The organism is Planktosalinus sp. (assembly GCF_059864935.1).
Map to the genome: position 1 here is coordinate 1 of NZ_JCBCCK010000368.1, position 2,199 is coordinate 2,199.

General features: G+C 39.6%; 3 protein-coding genes and 1 tRNA gene. 3 read left to right on the forward strand and 1 reads right to left on the reverse strand.

The genetic code is table 11. The annotated features are described in order from the left end of the window. A partial coding sequence (locus AC6F75_RS11535; RefSeq protein ID WP_500715168.1) for a T9SS type A sorting domain-containing protein occupies positions 1–75 on the forward strand: 75 nt, incomplete at its 5' end. Positions 76–168: 93 nt separating this feature from the next. Continuing rightward, on the forward strand, positions 169–1,065 hold the full coding sequence (locus tag AC6F75_RS11540; RefSeq protein ID WP_500715166.1) for a Fic family protein: 897 nt from the start codon (positions 169–171) through the stop codon (positions 1,063–1,065). A gap of 27 nt (positions 1,066–1,092) precedes the next feature. On the opposite strand, the gene AC6F75_RS11545 is transcribed toward AC6F75_RS11540, so the two are convergent. After that, positions 1,093–1,174 (reverse strand) — tRNA-Leu (locus AC6F75_RS11545). A 204-nt stretch (positions 1,175–1,378) separates the two neighbouring features. Between AC6F75_RS11545 and AC6F75_RS11550 the strand changes: the two genes are divergently transcribed. Next, positions 1,379–2,199: ribose-phosphate diphosphokinase (locus tag AC6F75_RS11550; protein WP_500715167.1), on the forward strand; the 821-nt coding region annotated here is incomplete at its 3' end.

A 2,199-nucleotide genomic window follows, 5' to 3' on the forward strand; every position in this document is an offset into this window, starting at 1 on the left:
TTAAACCCCGGCATTTACTTTATCGAAATTTCTTCCCCGGAAGGGAAAACTGTCCAAAAGTTTGTGAAGAAATAATAGCACACCCTCTATCTATCGGCAAACAAATATCTACTCCTTTCCCTTTTTAGCCTTATATTTGCCGATAACGGCAAATTTTAAATAAAAAACATGCATTACTTATCAGTCAATGAATTTGCAAAAAAGTGGAATCTTCCGGAGAGGACAGTGCGACATTATTGTGCTTCAGGAAAAATCAATGGTGCATTTATCACCGGAAAAACCTGGAACATACCCGAAGATGCCGAATTGCCCAAAAAAAGAAGTCAGAAAAAATTCAGTAGTAACCAATTGCTCAACCTGCTAAAAGAGCAAAAAGACATGAAGCTCAAAGGCGGCATCTACCATCGCACCCAGATTGATTTCACATACAACTCAAACCGCATTGAAGGTAGTCAACTCACACAAGAGCAAACACGAAACATTTTTGAAACCAACACCATTGGTGCCTTTGATGAAAGCATCAATGTGGATGACATCATTGAGGCATCGAATCACTTTCGTTGTGTTGATTTTATCATTGAAAAAGCAAAAGCAAAACTGTCAGAGTCATTTATAAAACAATTGCATTATATGTTAAAGTCAGGCACCTCTGACAGCCTAAAGAATTGGTTTGCAGTGGGAGATTATAAGAAACTTCCCAATGAAGTTGGCGGAAATGAAACCTGTCCTCCTAAAGAAGTTGCTTCAACAATGAAAAAATTACTTTCAGATTATCACAACATTGAAAATAAAACCCTGGAAGACCTTATCGATTTTCACTGCCAATTTGAAATCATCCACCCGTTTCAAGACGGTAACGGACGGGTTGGCCGACTGATTCTTTTTAAAGAATGTTTGGCCAACAACATAGTGCCCTTCATCATTGATGTTGACCTCAAGTTTTTTTATTACAGGGGTTTACAACAATGGAAAACTGTAAGGGAGTATTTAACGGACACTTGCCTTACGGCGCAAGACCGTTATAAAAAAACCTTGAAGTATTTTGAGATTGGGTTTGAGAAATAAAAAGCCCCAACAAATGTTGGAGCTTTGTACTCAAGGTGGGAATCGAACCCACACACCCGAAAGTACTGGATTTTGAATCCAGCGCGTCTACCAATTCCGCCACTTGAGCATCAGAATCCTAAATGTTAGTTCTTTGAAAATTCAAACAATAAACCTTGAACCTTGAATCAACAAGGACGACAAAATTATAAAAATTATTAAATAAATACAGTAAATAAGCACTAATAATGTTACGGTGATTGAAAATATTTTCTAAATTTGCACCTTGATAAAATAAGCAGTAAGCAAAACCCTATTTTACAATCACTTAACTATGGCAGCACCCACACCGGAACCTAAAATTTTTGCCTGTACACAAAGCATTGTTCTTGCAGAAAAAATTGCAGAAGCTTTTGGAATGCCTCTGGGCAAAGTGATTACCTCACACTACAGCGATGGGGAGTTTCAACCCTCATTTGAAGAATCAGTAAGGGGAAGCCGTGTTTTTATCATAGGTTCCACGTTTCCAAACAGCGACAACCTGATGGAAATGCTATTGATGATAGACGCTGCAAAACGCGCTTCAGCTAGACACGTCACCGCTGTGATTCCTTACTACGGTTGGGCAAGACAAGACAGAAAAGACAAACCCAGAGTGCCCATTGCGGCAAAACTGGTTGCAAAAATGCTGGAAACAGCCGGTGCCACCCGCATTATCACGATGGACCTGCACGCAGATCAAATACAAGGGTTTTTTGAAAAGCCTGTAGATCACCTATTTGCTTCTACTATATTTTTACCCTATTTAAGAAGCCTGAACCTGGAAAACCTGACCATTGCTTCACCCGATATGGGAGGTTCAAAAAGAGCCTATGCTTATTCCAAGTTTTTGGAAAGTGATGTAGTAATCTGTTACAAACAGCGTGAAAAAGCCAACGTGATTTCATATATGGAACTCATTGGCGATGTAACCGGAAAAAATGTAGTCCTTGTAGATGATATGGTCGATACCGCCGGAACTTTAACCAAAGCCGCCGATGTCATGATGGAACGCGGCGCATTGAGCGTTAGGGCCATTTGTACACACGCCATCCTTTCAGGAAATGCTTACGAAAAAATTGAAAATTCAAAACTGGTGGAATTAATCGTGACTGA